Raw genomic sequence first — 16,141 nt, 5'->3', positions numbered from 1 at the left:
TCAGGTGGCCGTGCGTTGCAGACGCAGGGTGGTGTTGATCACCTTGGTCAGCTTGTCGGCATAAGCCGGATCAGTGGCGTAGCCAGCCTTCTGCAGCCCTTGCGCATAGCCACGCGCCGTGTCAGCTTGAGCGACGGTTTGACTGTAGCGTGGGCTCTGACTCAGCAGGCGGGCGTGATCCTTGAAGGCCTCTTCATAAGAGTCATACGCACGGAATTTGGCGGTGACTTTGCGTGCCACGCCGCCGATGTATTCGGTGGTGGTGACCTCGGCGACTTTGCCCTTCCAGCTCGACGTGGCCTTGATGCCGAACAGGTTGTGGCTCGGGCTGCCATCTTTCATCTTGATTTCGTGCTTGCCCCAGCCAGATTCCAATGCGGCTTGCCCCAGGATGTTGGAGGCAGAAATGCCCGTGGCTTGTTCTGCAGCATCGGCGGCTGCCTTGTGTTTGCGAACGAATTGTTCGGAACTGGACAGCTTGCGTCCATCGGGCGAGATGCTGTTATCGGCGGCGGCGGTGGTCGATGGGGCTGGCGGGCTCATCTGGTAGCGGGACAAATCGCCCACACTCTTCAAGGCGTTGTTGCTGCCATCGTCGTCGGTCTTCACGCCCATCTGGCGCGCCAGCTGGCGTGCGATCACGTCGCTCAGACCGCCTGGCAAGCCCGTCATCTGGTTGGCCAACTGGGTATCGAGCATGCTGGTGCCCATGTCAGTGCCCGAGTTGTCCATCATGCCGGAGTTCATGGTGGTGGCGCGCATGCTCTTCATGAGCTCCTGCATGAACAGGCCTTCGAGCTGCTTGGCTGTTTCCTTGATGCCGGCTTTTGGGTCCTTGCCCGCCGTGGACTTCAGTTGCTCCAGCGAGCGCAAATCCATCGTGAGGCCATTTCGACCCTGGCCAGAGGTGCCTTGGATGCTCATCAGATGACCTCCAATTCAGCTTTGAGGGCGCCGGCGGATTTCATCGCTTGCAAAATCGCGATCAAATCCTGCGGGTTGGCGCCCAGCGCGTTCAGGGCTTTGACCACATCGGTCAGGCGCGTGCCTGCTGGCATCTGGATCAGGGAGCCAGGCTCCTGATTGATCTTGATGTCTGCCTTTTCGGTGACCACGGTCTGTCCCTGCGACAGCGGCGAGGGCTGGCTGATGACCGGCGTGGAGTTGATGGTGACCGACAGGTTGCCGTGCGCCACCGCACACGGCCCGATGGTGACCGCCTGATTCAACACGATGGAGCCGGTGCGGGCATTGATGATCACGCGGGCGGCCGGGATGGCTTGCTCGATCGAGAGGTTTTCCAGGTCGGCCATGAAGGCCACCCGCTCCCCGGGTTGGGTCGGAAGGCTTACACGGATGCTGCGGCCGCTGATGGCTTCTGCGGTGTTGGCACCCTTGGCACGGTTGATGGCGTTGGCCACCTCGCGGGCGGTGTTGAAGTCGTCGGATTGCAGGTCGTACTGGATGACGCTGCCTTGCAGCCAGGGCGTGGGGACGCCGCGTTCCACAGTGGCGCCTTCCGGAATGCGACCTGCACTCAGGTGGTTGATTTGCACTTTGGAGCCGCCTGCCGAAGCACCGGCGCCGCCAATGATCAGGTTGCCTTGGGCCAATGCGTAGACCTGGCCGTCAGCGCCCTTCAGCGGGGTGGCGATCAGTGTGCCGCCACGCAGAGATTTGGCATTGCCCATGGACGATACGTTGACGTCAATGGCCTGGCCGGGTTGCGCGAAGGGGGGCAGGGTGGCCGTAACCAGCACTGCAGCCACGTTTTTGAGTTGCATGGCCGTGCCGGTGGGCACAGTGATGCCCATTTGCTGGAGCATCGCATTGACGCTCTGGGCCGTGAACGGGGTCTGGGTGGTTTGGTCGCCGGTGCCATCCAGACCGACCACCAAGCCGTATCCCATCAATTGGTTGTTTCGCACGCCTTGAACGGCGGCGATTTCCTTGAGTCGGACAGCCTGGGCTGGCGCTGACCACCACATGGACGCCGAAGCGGCCAGGAATGCCAGGGCAATCAGTGGCTTGAAGGGGCGTTGGGTGGTGTTCATGGGGCCGAATCCTTTGAGGGGTCGGCTCCATTCTGGAGATCTTTAGAACGGCGAAATGCTCAAAAAGAAGCGGGCAAGCCAGCCTATTCCCTGCACATCATGCTTGGCGCCTCGTCCTGTTTGCTCCACTCTGACGTTGGCGACCTGGGTAGAGGTGACCGAATTGCCGGGTTGAATGGTGTTGGGGTCGACCTGCCCGGAGAACCTCAGGATGTCGACGTTCTGCCCGACGCCAATCTGTTTTTCGCCCGACACAATCAGGTGCCCGTTGGGCAGTACTTCGACCACGGTGGTGGTGATCGTGCCGGTGAAGGTATTGGTGGCTGAGGTCTTGCCGGTGCCGTCGAATTTGTTGTTGTTCGAGCCCGTGGCACCCAGCTTGGCCAACTGCGTGGCGTTCATCAGCGGCAGGGCCGAGATGGACGCATCCAGCGAGGCCTTTTTCTCGATGGTGCTGGTGTTTTCTTGTTTGGCGGAAATCGACTCGCTGATCACGATGGTGATCACATCGCCTACCATTCGGGCGCGCGGGTTTTCGTACAGGGGGCGATAGCCTGAACCCTGAAAGATGGCGCCGTTGTTGGCGGGTACATAAGCTTGGGGCGACGGGCGGGCCTGAGTGGGTTCGACCACGTCGACCTTGGGGGCGATGGTGGCTGCGCAGCCGCTCAGAACGATGCAGGCGGCCAGCGACGATCCGAGCAGCTTGTTCATCACAGTTGTCCCAGCTTTTGCAGCATCTGATCCGAGGTCTGGATAGCCTTGGAGTTGAGTTCGTAGGCGCGCTGAGTTTGAATCATGGTGACCAGCTCTTGCACGACGTTCACGTTGGAGCTTTCAACGTAGCCTTGGGACAGCGAGCCCAGATTGGACGTCGTTGGCGCACCGGTTTGCGGCGCCCCCGATGCCGCCGTTTCGGCAAACAAATTTTGCCCCTTGGGATCCAGGCCGGCCGGGTTGATGAAGGTCGCTAACTGGATCTGCCCCAAGGTCTGCAGGGCGGTTTGCCCTGGCAGGGTGTAGGTGATGGTGCCGTCGTTGCCTATCGTCAGATTGCTGGCTTCGCGTGGCACGGTGAAGCCGGGGGCCAACGGGTAGCCATTGTTGGTGACGATCTGGCCAGTCGAGTCCAGCTTGAACGAGCCGTCACGCGTGTACTGCGTGGTGCCATCCGGCATTGAGATCTGGAAGAAGCCTTGGCCCTGGATGGCCACGTCCAATGTGTTCGATGTCTGTTGCAGCGTGCCTTGTGTGAACTCGCGCGCCGTGGCCACCGGGCGCACACCCAAGCCGACCTGCAAACCCGTGGGCAGCTGCGTTTGCTCCGAGCTGTTGGCGCCGCTTTGCCGCAAGTTCTGGTACATCAGGTCTTCAAAGACCGCATGAGACTGCTTGTAGCCGTTGGTCGAGCTGTTGGCAAGGTTGTGAGAGATGTGGTCCAGCTGGGTTTGCTGGGCTTCCATGCCTGACTTTGAGACCCACAGGGAACGCATCATGGCCGTACTCCTTTGACTTCAATCGAGTCGATTGGCTGCATCATGGGGCGGATCAGCCGCCGGCACTCAGTAATTGAGCGGCAGCTTTCTCGTCCTGTTCTGCGGTCTGAATCATCTTCATCTGCGTTTCGAACTGTCGCGCAGCCGCGATCATGGACACCATGGTTTCGATCGGGTTGACGTTGGAGCCTTCCAGCGCCCCGTCTTGCACCCGGGCCGTGGCATCCGCGGGCAGCTCAGTACCATCTGCCGATCGGAAAAGACTGTCTTCGCCCCGAACCAGCTTGGCTTCCGGTGTGACCAGTTTCAGCTTGCCCACGCCCACGACTTTGCCGTTGGTTTGGCGGGCACTCACTGTGCCGTCGGGGGCGATGGAAGGGGTGGTGTTGGCTGGAATGTTGATGGGGCCACCATCGCCGATCACCGTCAGGCCGCTTTGTGTGACCAGGTTGCCTTCGGCATTCACCTGAAAAGAGCCGGCGCGTGTGTAGGCCTCTGTGCCGTCCAGACCTTGAACGGTCAACCAAGACTTGCCTTGCGGTGCCACATCCAGCGCTCGGCCTGTGAAGGTCAGGGGGCCCGAGGTGTCGTCGTAGCCCACGGTGGTTTCCAGTCCGTACACGCGGGTGCTGGCCCCATCGCCACGGACGGGCACCGCGCGCATGGCTTGCAGTTCGGCGCGGAAGCCGGTGGTGCTGACGTTGGCCAGATTGTTGGACAGCACGTCCTGGCGCTGCATGTTCATCTTGGCGCCAGCCATGCTGAGGTAAATCATGCGGTCCATGATGTCTGTCCTTTACTTCGTCGAAGCGCGCCTCAAGATCAGCGCAGGTTCACCAGGGTCTGCAGCACCTGGTCCTCGGTCTTGATCGTCTGCGCATTGGCTTGATACGTACGCTGGGCCACGATCATGTTGACCAACTCACCGGTCAGGTCCACGTTGGATTCTTCCAGTGCGCCCGCTTGCAGCAGACCGTACACGCCAGAACCTGGGGCACCCAGCGGCAGTGGCTCACCCGAGGAATTGGTGGGCTTCCATTCGTTGTTGCCAACGGGCTGCAGACCGTTCAGGTTCTTGAAGTCAGCCAGTTGCACACGGGCGATCGACTTGGACTGACCATTGGTGTAGCGCGCCTTCACGGTGCCGTCGGTTTCAATGATGAAATCCGACAGGTTGCCCTCTGCATAGCCACCACCACTCAAATCGGTCACGGCGTAGCTGCCAGCGTATTCCGTGACGCTGGTGAGGTCCAGCCCCAGCGTTGGGAAGTTGGCGCCGTTATCTCCACCGGGGAAGTCCGTGATGGTGAACGTGCCGCCGCTGATGACTTGGCCGCTGGAGTTGAATTCCAACGTGGTCACAGGCAGCGGGTATCCGGTGGTCGCATCCTTGGCCACCGATGCAGCATTGGTGTTGCCGTCGGCGCTCATGTATACCTCCCACTGGGCGTTGGTCACCGGGGTTGTGGATGGGTCGGCGTCTTGCGTCTTGCGGAAATAGTAGTTGACCGCGACGGGCGCACCTTTCGTCCCATAAATGGTTTGGGAGGTCACGAAGTTGTACGACTTAGAGTCATCCAGGCTGATGCCACCTGTGGTCGCATTGTTGCTGGGCAATGACGCGCTCGCGTTCAGGTTTGCCGTCATGTTGATGTTGGTGGCGGCCTGAGGGGGGGAGCTGTCGTTCGTCAGCTGAATGGGGTAGCCTGCTGGGCCGGCAGGTGCGCCGGTTTCGTCCAGAGCTTGCCCCAGCAACTGGTGCTTTTCGTTGTTGATGATGTAGCCTTCTGCGTCGCGTTTGAACTGACCGTTACGCGAATAGACCGTTTCACCCTGAGCTGTTTTGAGCGCAAAGAAGCCGCGGCCGTTGATGGCCAAGTCGAGGTTGTTCGCCGTGGTGGTGATGTTGCCTTGCGTGAACTGCTGCGCAACCGCACCAATCCGGGCGCCAATACCGATGTTGTTGCTGCCACCGCCACTCAGCGACGCCGCATACATGTCCGAAAACTCGGCGCGAGATGCCTTGGCACCATAGGTATTGGCGTTGGCCACGTTGTTGCCGATCACCTCCAGACTCTTGCTGGAAATGTTCAAGCCGGAAAGACCTTGCTGGAAGCCCATGATGATGTCCTTTCAGGGTGACTGCGCTGTATAGGGTGATGACCGATGAGCGATCAGGAGATGGCCTTGACCTTGCTGTAGGCGGTGCTGCCGCTGTTGCTCAGCTCGAGCGTCAGGTTCCCGTCAGTGGTGTTCACGGCTTCAACCAGGTCCGTCATCAGCGGCGTGGACTTCACGGCCGTGTTGTTGCTGGTGGCGGTGATCTTGAATTTCAGGTTGCTGGTGTCGGTGCCGGAAGGCGGCGTCCAGTCGAAACTTTGGCGACCGGCAGCCTTGCCTGTCTGCGTGATGCTGTCCACGACCGTGCCCGCCGAGTTGACGATGTCGATCTGCACTTTGGTCGCGGCTGATGCCAGTTCATACCCGCCGCCGGCTTTACCTGTGGTGCTGTTGTAGGCCAGTTGATTGCCTTCCAGCAGCACCGCATGCCCGACCAGGCTGGCACCTTGCAGCAACTGCATCTGAGTCAGATTGCTGCTCAGCGTTGTGACAGTGGTGTTCAGCTTGTCGATGCCGGTGACCGTGTTGATCTGCGCCATCTGGCTGGTCACCTGGGCGTTGTCCATCGGGTTGAGCGGATCCTGGTTCTGCATCTGCGTCACCAGCAACTTCAAAAAGCGATCCGAAGCATCTGTGGCTGACGTCGTGCTGGTCTTGGTGCTGCTGGTGGTGGCGGCGCTGGCGCCGGAAACTGCGGTCGTGCTCATGGCGATTCCTTATTCAGATGGGGCTGATGACAGGGAAGGGCTTAGCTGCCCTGGCCCATCTGCAAGGTTTTGCTCAGCAGTGTTTTGGCGGTATTCATCACCTCAATGTTGTTCTGGTAGGAACGCGAGGCGGCGATCATGTTGACCATCTCTTCCACAGCGTTGACGTTGCTGTAGGTCACGTAGCCCTCGGCATCGGCCTGAGGGTGCTTGGGGTCGTAGGTCCGGCGACCGGGCGTGTTGTCTTCGGTGACTTTGCTGACGGTGACACCTGCGGTGCCCACTTCGCCCATGGGGGTCGTGGTGAAAACCACCTGCCGAGCCTTGTACGCAGAGCCGTCAGGACCGGCCACGGTGTCCGCATTCGCCAGGTTGGATGCGACGACATTGAGCCGTTGCGACTGCGCGCTGACGGCGCTGCCGGAGACGTTGAAGATTTTGAACATCGACATGGGGCTCTCCTCCTGTCACTGTCTTATTGACCAGTGATGGCCGTGTTGAGCGTTCGCACCGTCGAGTTGATGAAGCGCAGCGTGGCTTCGTAGTGCACGGTGTTGTCTGCAAAGTTGGCGCGCTCGCGATCCATGTCCACCGAGTTGCTGTCGAGGTTGGTTTGCGCGGGTGCAGCGTAATTCATGTCGGGTGTGCCGCGGCTGCCTGCAGGCAGGCCATCCCGGGTCAGGTGACCGGTGCCGCTGGTTGCCATTTGAAGTTTGGTGGTGCTCAAAGCATTGCTGCCACTGGATGCTTGTCCTGTGGCCTGACGCAGGGCCTGGGCAAAATCGAAATCTCGTGCGACGTAGCCGGGGGTGTCCGCGTTGGCAATGTTGCTGGCGATCAGGCGCTGACGCTCGGAGCGCAGGTTGAGCGCTTCGGCCTGGAAATTCAGCGAGTCAGTGAGTCGGTTCAGCATGGTATGGCCCTCCGCGGTGGGCTGGTCTATCGAGCGTTGGCTGGCACCTCAATGCAGCCTGACCCCGATGGTGATCGTCTGGAGCGAAAACATGAGCCGGAATAAACAGTCTTTCAGGCTGTATTTCTTTGTCTATGTGCGGGGCGTGGCTCCGTACATTGGATGCACCATGAAAAAGCTGCTCATTCATTGGCTGATGTTCTGCGTGGCCAGCGCCCTGTCGCTGACGGTCGCAGCGCAGCCTGTGGGCGGTGATGCTCCAGGGGTGGATGCCCTTGGTGCCTACGTGCAAGATTTGCTGGCCAAGCAGCAGACCACATTGAAAGCGCCAGTGGGGCAGAAGCCTTGGCGGATTGAAGTGGTGTTGGGCCAGTTGGATCCGCGACTCAAATTGGCACCTTGCAGCAAGGTGCAGCCTTTCATGCCTGCTGGCTCGCCCATGTGGGGGCGCACCCGTGTCGGACTGCGCTGCGAGCAAGGGCCGGTTCGGTGGAACGTGTTTTGGCCAGTGACCGTGAAAGTTTGGGGCGAAGCGTTGGTCCCCGTGACGCCGTTGCGTCCTGGTGTGCCGGTGGTTGCAGCTGATTTCCGCCTGGCCGAGGTGGATCTCGCCGAGAAAACGTCGCCAGCCGTGATGCAACTCAGCGAGGTGGTTGGACGGACGGTGCTGCGGCAAGTTGAGCCTGGTCAGAGCATCCGGCAAGATGACTTCAAGGCCCGGCGATGGTTTGCGGCCGGGGATCCCGTGCAACTGAAGGTGCGCGGCGCTGGCTTTGCCGTCGGGGCCGAAGGCACAGCCCTTACCCACGGAGACGAAGGTCAGTGCGCCCGTATCCGCATGGATAATGGTCGCATCGTGTGCGCCCAACCTGTTGCAGAACGTGTCGCTGAACTCATATTGTGATACCGTTGTCCCGCATCCCGGAAAATCCCCCGTACCTGCGGGGTATGTCCATTTGGGCATTAAAGTCTGGTTCTTGCTCGCCGATAAGGCCTGTGTGAGCACCTGGAACTTACCGGGGCAAGGAGTACATCATGAAGATTGGCAACCCATTAGATAAGGCGTTAGGCGGCATCGCGCCCCGCACCGAGGGTGCCACCACGACGACCTCGTCCAGCAAGGCGAAGTCATCGGATGGGGGTATTGGCCAGAGTGCAACCGTCACACTCTCTGCTGCAGCCGCTGGGCTGATGGCTGGTCAGGCAGGCGATTTTGATGCGGGCAAGGTGTCCAGCGTCAAGCAGTCCATTGACGACGGCACGTACGAAGTCAATGCAGAAGTGATCGCTGACAAGCTGATCAGCAACGCACGCGATCTGCTGCAACCACGCCAGACCGCTTGAGCCTGATTTGAAAGAAAGCTGGCATGGATTGTCATTCTGTGCATGACCGGGTATCGGCACGTGTTGCTGATATTCAGTCATGCCTTGACGCTTTGGAAGCGGCTTTCGTTTCTGCAGATCCAGCCCAAATCGAGGCGCAAAGTCTTCGGTTTCAGCAAAGTTTGTCCGAATCACTGGATGTTTTTGGCGAAGCTGCGCGGGCCGGTGTTGCCCCGCTGTCGCCAGAGTTGCGGCAGCGCCTGATTCAAGTGCAGGCACGCATACAGGGGCAGCAAGCCGCTGTGCATCAGGCCACGGGTTCATTGGGGCGTACCTTGGGGGCTTTGTTCCCTGACCAATCCTCCGACACCTATGGCGCTCTTGGGCAGTCGCCTGCCGCTCGCGCGCTGAACAACGCCTATCGTTGAGCCTGCCTGAGCCTTGCTCAGGCTCAGTCGGCGGCGCCTTCCACCACCATTTGCACCCGCTGTCGTCCCTGGAACTCATCCAGATTGAGGCGGAAAGCCAGTTGCGCTTGGGCGGGCAGGGGCTCCGTGCGACCAAACCAGATGCCGTCTCGGACTTGGCCTTGAACGCGCAAACTGAGTTTCAGGTGTCGTTCTCCCACCAGACGTTGCCCCAGCACTTCCACGTGGTCACTGAACACGGGCGCATCAAAGCCCGGGCCCCACACGGCGGCATCCAGTTGGGCCACGGTTTCTGGCGTAAACCATTGCGCGTCCAGTGGGCCGTCGGTGGCCAGTTGTCGTGCCAGCAAGCTGGCATCCAGGCCGTCATGCGCAATGCGAGCCAAAGCCTCTTCAAAGGTGTCGATGTCTTCTTCGGCAATCGTGCATCCTGCGGCCGCTGCATGCCCCCCAAATTTGCGCAGCAAGCCTGGGTGGCGCTTGCTGATCAAGTCCAGCGCGTCTCGCAGGTGAAAGCCCGGAATGGATCGACCGGATCCTTTCAGAAAGCCATCCTGGCCCAGTGCAAACACAAAGGTCGGGCGGTGCAAGCGGTCTTTCAAACGTGATGCGACGATGCCCACGACCCCTTCGTGAAAGTCGGGATCGAACAGGGTCAGGGCAGGGGGCGGATCGCCCTCCGGCATCAAAGACTCCAGCAGAGACTCTGCGTGTTCACGCATGCCGGATTCCAGGTCCCGACGTTCCCGATTGATGGCATCGAGTTGTTGCGCCAGCGTTTGCGCCCGTACGGGATCATCGGTCAGCAAGCATTCGATGCCCAAGCCCATTTCAGCGAGGCGTCCTGCTGCGTTGACGCGCGGACCGATGGCAAAGCCAAAGTCCTGACTGGTGGCGCGCGATGGGTCTCGGCCTGCCGCCGCATACAGCGCAGCCATGCCGGCTTGCATGCGGCCAGCCCGAATGCGTTTGAGCCCCTGCGCAACCAGTCGCCGATTGTTGGTGTCGAGTCGCCCGACGTCGGCGATGGTACCCAGTGCCACCAAGTCCAGCAGCGCATCAATGCGGGGCTGGTTGCTGGCGTCAAACGCGCCACGTTGGCGAAGCTCAGCTCGCATGGCCAGCAAGATGTAGAACATCACGCCCACGCCCACCAAGGCCTTGCTGGCGAAGGGGCAGCCTGGCTGGTTCGGATTCACGATCACATCGGCTTCGGGCAGGCTCACCTCACCGTTGTCCAGCACGACCGGCAAATGGTGGTCGGTGATGACCACACGCATGCCCCGGCTGCGGGCCAGGCGAACGGCTTCGTGGCTGGCCATGCCGTTGTCCACCGTGATGAGCACATCGGCCCGCTGAGCCTGAACCAAATCCACGATGGGGGGCGTCAGCCCATATCCATGCACCGCACGATCGGGCACCACGTAGCTCAGCTGATGCGGTTGCGCCCCCAGCATGCGCAAGCCTCGCAGACCCACGGCACAGGCGGTTGCGCCATCGCAGTCGTAGTCCGCCACGATGCACAGACGCTGGCCTTGCGAGATGGCGTCCGCCAGCAGGGTGGCCGCTTCCTTGGCTCCTAGCAGATCGCTAGGGGGGAGCAGGCGGGCAGGGCTGTCATCCAGCTCATCCATGGCTTGAATGCCGCGTGCTGCAAACAGGCGAGCCATAAGAGGGTGTACGCCAGCTTGTTCCAGCGACCAGGCGGTACGTGGCGGCACGTCGCGTGCGGTGAGTTTCATGACGTCCTTGTCAGGCGGTGATCTGTAACGGATGAGGGCGGGGCGGCATGCTCAAAGCACACGCAAATGGCTGCTAAGTGGCCGTGTCTTGGGCCGCCACAGCCGCTGGATGCCTTGCCAGCACGAGCGAACCCAGCTTTCTGCAGGCACCGTGGCGAGTGTGACGGCTTGACGCTCGCCGCACAGCGTGAGTTGAAATGGCTCCCCTCGGTTCAGCCGCTCACAAAGCGGCCCCAGGATGTCACGGTCCAGTTGCGCCCAAGCCTCCAGCCAACCGTGCATGTCGTCCGTCAACATGGCTGTGCGGAGGTGGGGGCATACGTGGATGTGCTCTGGTATCGCCTGTATCTGAGGGGGGCGACCCACGCCCGATAGCCAAAATGAATTCACAGAGGGTAGCCCCGAGGCTTCTCGTTCATCGTTGATGGGGTGTTGATACAACAGCATTTGCACCTCACTTTGCAGTCGGCGCAGGGGGCGTGCCTGGGGGTGATCGGTCAGCCAGACGTCGGGGTTCCGTCCTACAACACGGTCCAGCGAGGCCGTGGGCAACCCCTCCAGCGATGGGTGTGCGGCGTACCAGCGGGTGGGCGCACCCCACAGCAGGGTCCAGCCGTCTTCTTCAAACAGCGGACGAATGGCCTCCATCAGCGCCTGGGACTCTGTCGCACTCAAGTCGAGCGACTCGGGATCCAGCAGCGTCAGATGGTCGCGCCCCATCAACCAATGCCCTGGGCTCAGCAGGCCCCAAACCTTGCCCGGCTCCAGTGTCACGCCATCTTGCCGGGCCCACCAACTGGCCCAAGGCTGATGACCGTCATCCAGGGGCCAGGCCATGGCAGCAGCCAGCACGCACTCGTGCGGCATGGACAGGGCGTATTCGTCGCCGGTCTGCGTTGAAAGGGGGCGCAGTTGTTCTAAAAGACGATGCAGGTGCGGCAGCGGCAATTGATCCAGATGAGGCAGGGCCTGCACGCAGGGTTCGGACAGACTGGCCGCATACGGGATGACCCAGTGTTGTGGGGGGGCAGAAGACGACAAAGAAGACGCAGGCATAGGACGGGATTATCGAATGAGTACACTTCCCACACCATGAACTTGCCTTATGAATGGCGCGTGGGCTGGCGATACACGCGCGCCAGCCGCTCTGCACGCCGCAACGGTTTCATTTCTTTCATCTCCGGGGTGTCCATTTTGGGCATCACTTTGGGGGTGGCGGCCCTCATCATCGTGCTGTCGGTGATGAATGGCTTCCAAAAAGAAGTGCGTGATCGCATGCTCTCCGTCGTGGCTCACATTGAGGTGTACGACGCCTACGGAAGCCAGTTGCTGGACTGGAAGGCGGTTGCCAACCAGGCGCGCCAGAACCCTGCCGTCATCGGTGCAGCGCCTTTCGTGCCTGCTCAGGCTCTGATCGCTCGCGGCGAAGACATGCGCGGCGTGATGGTGCGCGGCATCGTTCCGGCCGAAGAAGCCTCGGTGACGCCCCTCGCTGCGGCCATGCAAAGCACCTTTGCCCGCTTGCAAAGCGGGCAGTGGGGGGTGGTCATTGGTGAAGAGCTGGCGCGATCTCTGGGGGTGCGGGAAGGCGATCCGCTCACCGTGGTGGCGCCCAGCGGGCAGGTGACACCGGCCGGTGTGGTGCCCCGGCTCAAGCAGGTCACGGTGGTGGGCGTATTCAACGCCGGTCACTACGAATACGACAGCAGCTTGGTGCTCATGCATGCCGACGATGCGGCGCGTTTGTTCCGCACCGGAGGCCCGACGGGCGTGCAGCTCAAGCTCAAAGACGCTCAGCAGGCCCGCGCCGTGGCCAACGAACTGGCCCAGTCACTGGGGGCGCAGTACATCGTGCGCGATTGGACGCACACCAACCGAAACTGGTTTGATGCCGTTCAGGTCGAAAAGCGCATGATGTTCATCATCCTCACGCTGATCGTGGCCGTGGCTGCCTTCAATCTGGTTTCCACGCTGGTGATGACCGTGACCGACAAACGCGCGGACATCGCCATCTTGCGCACCTTGGGGGCCAGCCCCCGTTCCATCATGGGCATTTTCATGGTGCAGGGGGCCATGTCGGGCATTTTGGGTACGCTGGGCGGACTCGGTCTGGGTTTGCTGGTGGCCTTCAACATCGACGTGATCGTGCCGGCCATCGAACACATGCTGGGTGTGAGTTTTCTGCCTGGCAGCATCTACCTGATCAGCAAGATGCCCTCTGATCCGCAGTGGTCAGACATCGTCCCGATCGGGTTGATTTCGCTGGTGCTGTCTCTGGCGGCCACCTTGTACCCGAGTTGGCGCGCCAGTCGCGTTCAGCCCGCCGAAGCACTGCGTTACGAATGAACGGTTAGATATGTTTGGTTTGACGGAAGAGCAAATTGCGCATTGGGGCATGACGATTGGCGTGAGCGCCTTCATCCTCTACATGATGTTCATCATCTTGCAGCTGGCGCGTGAGTCCAAAGCGGGCAAGTTCGGCACCTTTGTCCTGTTCCTGGTGCTGGGCTTCGGTGTGCTCGGTTTTGTGGCCAAGAACATCATTGCCTGGTTGCTGAACATCTGATGAACACGGACACCCCCATCCTGCTCGCTCAGGGCCTGGTCAAGCGCTTTCACGAGGGCGCACTGGATGTCACGATCCTGCAAGGCGTTGATCTCAAGGTGCAACGCGGACAAACGGTCGCGATTGTCGGTGCCTCGGGTTCAGGCAAGAGCACGCTGTTGCATTTGCTGGGCGGACTGGATGCTCCCTCCAGCGGAAGCGTCGCGTTGATGGGCCGGGACCTGTCGGGCATGAGTGCGGCCGAACAGGGCGTGTGGCGCAACCAGCACCTCGGCTTCATCTACCAGTTTCACCACCTCTTGCCCGAGTTCAGTGCGCTCGACAATGTGGCCATGCCGCTGCTCATCCGTCGTCAATCGCTGGCACAGGCCCGCGAGCAGGCGCACCTGTGGCTGGACCGGGTCGGGCTGGGGCACCGCGTCGAGCATCGTCCGTCTGAGCTGTCGGGCGGCGAGCGGCAACGTGTGGCCGTGGCCCGAGCGCTGGTGACGCAACCCGCTTGCGTCCTGGCTGACGAACCTACCGGCAACCTCGATCGCGTCACGGCTGACGCCGTGTTCGACTTGATGCTCCAGTTGGCCGCCGATCAAGGCACATCCGTGGTCATGGTGACCCACGACCCGAGTCTGGCGGCACGTTGCGCGGTGCGCCACCAGTTGGTCAGCGGCCGCTTCTCAGACTGAACCCGGCACGGCAGGGCGGCCCCATGTGGATCGACAGCCATTGCCACCTTGACGCGCCGGAGTTCGACGCAGACCGTGCTGCGGTGGTGTCCCGGGCCGTTGCTGCAGGCGTCGGCATGGTGGTCATTCCGGCAGTGTCAACTCGGACCTTTGACTCGGCGCGTGAGGTGGCCGTCCAGTCGCAGGGCGCGTATGCCCTGGGTATTCATCCCCTGTATGTGGATCACGAACCGGACGACGCTTTGCACCAGCTGCGTGTGGCCTTGGCAGCCTCGGTGGATGACCCGCGTCTGGTTGCCGTGGGCGAGATCGGTCTGGATGCGTTCATCCCTGCTTGGCAAGATGCGGCGCACCGTGCACGCCAGGAGCATTTCTATGCGGAACAGTTGATCCTGGCGGCTGAACATGACCTGCCCGTCATCTTGCATGTCCGTCGCAGCGCCGACATCTTGCTCAAGCATTTGCGACGTTGTCGAGAGGCGGGGCGGCCCGTTGCGGGCGGTATTGCACACGCATTCAATGGCAGCTTGCAACAGGCGCAAGCCTTCATCGAGTTGGGCTTCAAGCTTGGATTTGGCGGGGCCGTGACTTACGACCGTGCGCTGCAGATCCGGCGCTTGGCAGCAGATGTGCCCGCAGAGGCCATCGTCTTGGAGACCGATGCCCCGGACATCCCGCCGCATTGGTTGTACAAAACCGCAGCGCAGCGCGCGGCAGGGCAGCACAGTCGTAATGAGCCTGCCGAGCTACCCCGCATGGCTGAAACCTTGGCTTTGCTACGCTGTTGGAGCCTGGCGCACACCGAACAGCAAACCGAAGCCAACACACTGGCCGCACTGCCCAAATTGCAGCGGCTTGTTCAGCGACTGTCTTCCTGACCAATCTGCAGCCAGTGGGCAATTGCCCACACCAACAACGCCCAGGCCACACCGGCCATCCAGCCCGCTACCACGTCAGATGCCCAGTGGACACCCAGATAGACTCTGGACATGCCCACCAGCCCGCTCAGCAAGGTGGCCACGCCCATGGCGTACAGGCGCAGGCGAGTGCGTGGCGCCAATCGCGCGATCAACATCGCCAGTGTCAGAAACACGATGGCCGACATCATGGCGTGACCGCTGGGGAAGCTGTAGCCGCCCGCCAGCGTGCCGTGAAAGCTGAACTCGGGTCGCTCACGCATGAAGACCCCTTTCAGGGCCGTGCTGGTGGCCCACCCTCCCAAGCAAGATAGTGCAGACAGCCATGCCATCCGGGTCTGCCTGGCCAACAGCAAATATGCCCACACCGCCGTGCCCACCAGGATCAGCACCGTGGGGCTGCCCAGCGCGGTGATGTCGCGCATGACGTCCGGCAGCCAGGCGGGGCCCCATGCGCCGCCATGGGCTCCTGCTGACCGGCACCATTGAAGAATCCATGCGTCAGCAGCACGCGTGGCGCCGCTGGTCATGCCGTTGGCCAGAGCCAGAAACCCCCATAAGGTGCCGGTTGCCAGCCCCAGAGGCCATAGCAGTTGGGCTTCGACGTTGTGGCGAAGACGGTGCAAAACTCTTTTCATGACGCCACGCCTGCCTGAATGAACACCTCTCGCCATGCCTGGAGTTTGCGCTCGAAAGACCACGAGGCGTTCGCAGGGCTGGTTGATGGCAGCTTGAAAACCGGCAGGCCCAGAGACCGAGTGATCTTCATGTGCCGAGCGGACTCGCCACCGTTGTGGGCAATGGCGCGCAAATGCGGTGATCGTGCCATCCATCCGGGCAGGTCATTCAGCTCGGCGGCCTCGATGGCGCTGTCGAGACTGCCCTCGCGCAGGCATCCGGCATACACATCCCAAATGGCCACCCCATGGGCCTGAACGATCGGAAGACGGTTGGCATAGGGGAGTGATGACAGTGCAGCCACCCCATGCAGCCCCCAAATGGCCGACAGCAGGGGCCAGAAATGGTTGCGCGGATGCGCGTAGTACTGCTGTGACGCCAAAGAAGCCACGCTCGGGAAGCTGCCCAGAATCAAAAGCTTGGCGTCGGCGCGCCAGATCGGTGCCAGTCCTTGCAGGCGTGGCGATGACGCTGTTCGGGATGAGGTGCAAACCATGCCCGCGACTGTGCCAC

General features: G+C 61.3%; 20 protein-coding genes. 7 read left to right on the top strand and 13 right to left on the bottom strand.

The window, feature by feature from the left end; translation table 11 throughout:
• The 9 genes from flgJ to flgB are packed head-to-tail and all read right to left on the bottom strand — an operon-like array spanning nt 1 to nt 7,291.
• A complete protein-coding gene (flgJ, locus tag ACOYNB_RS10275; protein ID WP_422838989.1) occupies nt 1–924 on the bottom strand; it encodes a flagellar assembly peptidoglycan hydrolase FlgJ in 924 nt (307 codons plus the stop codon).
• Nucleotides 924–2,054: a flagellar basal body P-ring protein FlgI gene (locus ACOYNB_RS10270; RefSeq protein WP_420818191.1), complete on the bottom strand. Its 1,131-nt coding sequence runs from the start codon at nt 2,052–2,054 to the stop codon at nt 924–926. The genes flgJ and ACOYNB_RS10270 overlap by 1 nt, the downstream gene beginning before the upstream one ends.
• Before the next feature lie 42 nt (nt 2,055–2,096).
• Nucleotides 2,097–2,768 carry a flagellar basal body L-ring protein FlgH gene (locus ACOYNB_RS10265; RefSeq protein ID WP_422838988.1) on the bottom strand — a complete coding sequence of 224 codons (672 nt, stop codon included), beginning with the start codon at nt 2,766–2,768 and terminating at the stop codon, nt 2,097–2,099.
• Nucleotides 2,768–3,550: a flagellar basal-body rod protein FlgG gene (gene flgG / locus ACOYNB_RS10260; RefSeq protein ID WP_422838987.1), complete on the bottom strand. Its 783-nt coding sequence runs from the start codon at nt 3,548–3,550 to the stop codon at nt 2,768–2,770. The genes ACOYNB_RS10265 and flgG overlap by 1 nt, the downstream gene beginning before the upstream one ends.
• Nucleotides 3,551–3,602: 52 nt before the next feature.
• The gene (gene flgF / locus ACOYNB_RS10255; RefSeq protein WP_374256792.1) at nt 3,603–4,334 is read right to left on the bottom strand and encodes a flagellar basal-body rod protein FlgF; all 732 of its coding nucleotides are present in this window, start codon (nt 4,332–4,334) and stop codon (nt 3,603–3,605) included.
• Nucleotides 4,335–4,372: 38 nt separating this feature from the next.
• On the bottom strand, nt 4,373–5,671 hold the full coding sequence (flgE, locus tag ACOYNB_RS10250) for a flagellar hook protein FlgE (RefSeq protein ID WP_422838986.1): 1,299 nt from the start codon (nt 5,669–5,671) through the stop codon (nt 4,373–4,375).
• 53 nt (nt 5,672–5,724) lie between these two features.
• On the bottom strand, nt 5,725–6,378 hold the full coding sequence (locus ACOYNB_RS10245; RefSeq protein WP_422838985.1) for a flagellar hook assembly protein FlgD: 654 nt from the start codon (nt 6,376–6,378) through the stop codon (nt 5,725–5,727).
• 41 nt (nt 6,379–6,419) lie between these two features.
• On the bottom strand, nt 6,420–6,830 hold the full coding sequence (flgC, locus tag ACOYNB_RS10240) for a flagellar basal body rod protein FlgC (RefSeq protein WP_374256787.1): 411 nt from the start codon (nt 6,828–6,830) through the stop codon (nt 6,420–6,422).
• A 23-nt stretch (nt 6,831–6,853) separates the two neighbouring features.
• Complete coding sequence (flgB, locus tag ACOYNB_RS10235; RefSeq protein WP_422838984.1) at nt 6,854–7,291, bottom strand: flagellar basal body rod protein FlgB; 438 nt, start codon at nt 7,289–7,291, stop codon at nt 6,854–6,856.
• A 169-nt stretch (nt 7,292–7,460) separates the two neighbouring features.
• Here flgB and flgA point away from each other — a divergent pair, with 169 nt between their 5' ends.
• From flgA to ACOYNB_RS10220, 3 genes are all read left to right on the top strand, one after another.
• Nucleotides 7,461–8,195, top strand: a complete 735-nt coding sequence (gene flgA / locus ACOYNB_RS10230; RefSeq protein ID WP_422838983.1) for a flagellar basal body P-ring formation chaperone FlgA — start codon at nt 7,461–7,463, stop codon at nt 8,193–8,195.
• A gap of 131 nt (nt 8,196–8,326) precedes the next feature.
• Nucleotides 8,327–8,635 carry a flagellar biosynthesis anti-sigma factor FlgM gene (flgM, locus tag ACOYNB_RS10225; protein ID WP_374256781.1) on the top strand — a complete coding sequence of 103 codons (309 nt, stop codon included), beginning with the start codon at nt 8,327–8,329 and terminating at the stop codon, nt 8,633–8,635.
• A 23-nt stretch (nt 8,636–8,658) separates the two neighbouring features.
• Nucleotides 8,659–9,042, top strand: coding sequence for a hypothetical protein (locus tag ACOYNB_RS10220; RefSeq protein WP_422838982.1), 384 nt, complete (start codon nt 8,659–8,661; stop codon nt 9,040–9,042).
• Between the two features lie 23 nt (nt 9,043–9,065).
• Here ACOYNB_RS10220 and recJ read toward each other — a convergent pair whose 3' ends face one another.
• Complete coding sequence (gene recJ / locus ACOYNB_RS10215; RefSeq protein ID WP_422838981.1) at nt 9,066–10,784, bottom strand: single-stranded-DNA-specific exonuclease RecJ; 1,719 nt, start codon at nt 10,782–10,784, stop codon at nt 9,066–9,068.
• 51 nt (nt 10,785–10,835) lie between these two features.
• Complete coding sequence (locus tag ACOYNB_RS10210) at nt 10,836–11,840, bottom strand: hypothetical protein (protein WP_422838980.1); 1,005 nt, start codon at nt 11,838–11,840, stop codon at nt 10,836–10,838.
• 36 nt (nt 11,841–11,876) lie between these two features.
• Here ACOYNB_RS10210 and ACOYNB_RS10205 point away from each other — a divergent pair, with 36 nt between their 5' ends.
• The 4 genes from ACOYNB_RS10205 to ACOYNB_RS10190 are packed head-to-tail and all read left to right on the top strand — an operon-like array spanning nt 11,877 to nt 14,911.
• Nucleotides 11,877–13,130: a lipoprotein-releasing ABC transporter permease subunit gene (locus tag ACOYNB_RS10205; protein ID WP_422838979.1), complete on the top strand. Its 1,254-nt coding sequence runs from the start codon at nt 11,877–11,879 to the stop codon at nt 13,128–13,130.
• A 10-nt stretch (nt 13,131–13,140) separates the two neighbouring features.
• Nucleotides 13,141–13,350: a DUF2788 domain-containing protein gene (locus ACOYNB_RS10200; protein ID WP_374256773.1), complete on the top strand. Its 210-nt coding sequence runs from the start codon at nt 13,141–13,143 to the stop codon at nt 13,348–13,350.
• Nucleotides 13,350–14,033, top strand: coding sequence for a lipoprotein-releasing ABC transporter ATP-binding protein LolD (lolD, locus tag ACOYNB_RS10195; protein WP_422838978.1), 684 nt, complete (start codon nt 13,350–13,352; stop codon nt 14,031–14,033). Before ACOYNB_RS10200 ends, lolD begins: the two co-directional genes overlap by 1 nt.
• A gap of 23 nt (nt 14,034–14,056) precedes the next feature.
• Nucleotides 14,057–14,911 carry a TatD family hydrolase gene (locus ACOYNB_RS10190; protein WP_422838977.1) on the top strand — a complete coding sequence of 285 codons (855 nt, stop codon included), beginning with the start codon at nt 14,057–14,059 and terminating at the stop codon, nt 14,909–14,911.
• Here ACOYNB_RS10190 and ACOYNB_RS10185 read toward each other — a convergent pair.
• Both ACOYNB_RS10185 and ACOYNB_RS10180 read right to left on the bottom strand, forming a co-directional pair.
• Complete coding sequence (locus tag ACOYNB_RS10185) at nt 14,893–15,588, bottom strand: phosphatase PAP2 family protein (RefSeq protein ID WP_422838976.1); 696 nt, start codon at nt 15,586–15,588, stop codon at nt 14,893–14,895. The two genes, ACOYNB_RS10190 and ACOYNB_RS10185, sit on opposite strands and share 19 nt — an antisense overlap.
• Nucleotides 15,585–16,124 (bottom strand): DNA-deoxyinosine glycosylase, encoded by a 540-nt coding sequence (locus ACOYNB_RS10180; RefSeq protein ID WP_422838975.1) that lies wholly within the window; start codon nt 16,122–16,124, stop codon nt 15,585–15,587. The genes ACOYNB_RS10185 and ACOYNB_RS10180 overlap by 4 nt, the downstream gene beginning before the upstream one ends.
• Nucleotides 16,125–16,141: the final 17 nt, after the last annotated feature.

The sequence above is a fragment of the Aquabacterium sp. genome (assembly GCF_049317225.1).
Classification (GTDB): domain Bacteria; phylum Pseudomonadota; class Gammaproteobacteria; order Burkholderiales; family Burkholderiaceae_C; genus Aquabacterium.
This window is presented reverse-complemented; position numbering and strand designations above follow the sequence as displayed.